Source organism: Candidatus Symbiopectobacterium sp. NZEC135 (assembly GCF_025962695.1).
In genome coordinates this window covers 1-1,146 of sequence record NZ_JAGFPF010000607.1, presented here as the reverse complement: position 1 = coordinate 1,146, position 1,146 = coordinate 1, and the positions used below count along the sequence as shown (strand labels likewise).

At 53.3% G+C, this 1,146-nt stretch carries 2 protein-coding genes; one reads left to right on the top strand and one right to left on the bottom strand.

What is annotated here, in order from left to right; all coding sequences use genetic code 11:
* Window positions 1–977: EAL domain-containing protein (locus J5224_RS29130; protein ID WP_264628561.1), on the top strand; the 977-nt coding region annotated here is incomplete at its 5' end.
* 15 nt (window positions 978–992) lie between these two features.
* On the opposite strand, the gene J5224_RS29125 is transcribed toward J5224_RS29130, so the two are convergent.
* A partial coding sequence (locus tag J5224_RS29125; RefSeq protein WP_264628562.1) for an Ail/Lom family outer membrane beta-barrel protein occupies window positions 993–1,146 on the bottom strand: 154 nt, incomplete at its 5' end.

Below are 1,146 nucleotides of genomic sequence, written 5' to 3'. Positions count from 1 at the left end.
CGATTGCGGTCTCCATTACTGCCCCCGCCGCAGAAATGGGCAAAGCCTGGCAGTTTGCCTTTCTCACGCTGCTGCCGCTTGCACTGGTACTTTCCGCGCTGTTTATTCTGGCCGCGCTGTATTGGCAAAAACGCAAGCTCTCCTTTCAGGACGAATTACGCCGCGGCATCACCAACAATGAGTTTTCTGTCTACTATCAGCCGGTTTACGGCACTGAGGCGCAACGCTGCACCGGTGCAGAGGCGTTATTGCGCTGGCGGCGCGCCGATGGGCAGTGGATTCGCCCGGATGTGTTTATCGCCGCCGCTGAAGCGGAAAATATGATTATCCCGCTGACGCGACATTTGTTGAAACTGGTGGAGGAAGACGTTACCCGTTGGCACATCGAGCCGAATTTTCATCTGGGTTTGAATGTGGCAGCAGAGCATCTGCAAGACAGCGAATTTATCGCCGATATACGCCAGTTTGCGGCTAATGTGGCGGCCCACCGCTTCTTGATAACGCTAGAACTGACCGAGCGCAGCCTCATCAGTGAAGGGCCGGAAGTGGTGCAGCGGTTGCAGCAATTACGTCAGGAGGGCATACATGTCGCGATTGATGATTTTGGCACCGGCCATTGTTCCCTTTCATACCTGCAAAGCTTCCCGCTCGACTATTTGAAAATCGATCAAGGGTTTGTCCGCACCATTTCATCACAGGAAGAAGAGACGCCGATTTTGGATACCATTATCAGCCTCGCTCACCGCCTCAATTTGAAGATCGTAGCAGAAGGGGTGGAAACCGCGCGCCAGTTGCACTACCTGACACAGCACGGGGTTGGCTACATTCAGGGATTCTTGTATGCCAAACCCATGGATAATGAAAATTTTACCGTGTGGCAGCATTACCACGCCAAGCGTAAGTTAACGTCTGGCGAAGAGCATGCCCTGACAGATTCTCTGGAGGGAAAAGAAACGCCGAAGTCCACTTCGGCGTAGTCACGCTATTCAGGATCAGAAGCGATAGCCAAGGCCGATATTGAATCCGTTGAGCTTCGTATCTTTAAACGTTGCGCCTTCATAACCAACATCGACCGTCCAGTTTGCCGCTGGCGCTATCTGGACACCAGCACCATATGCAAAGGCCGAGGCGCGCTGAGTGTCAGAC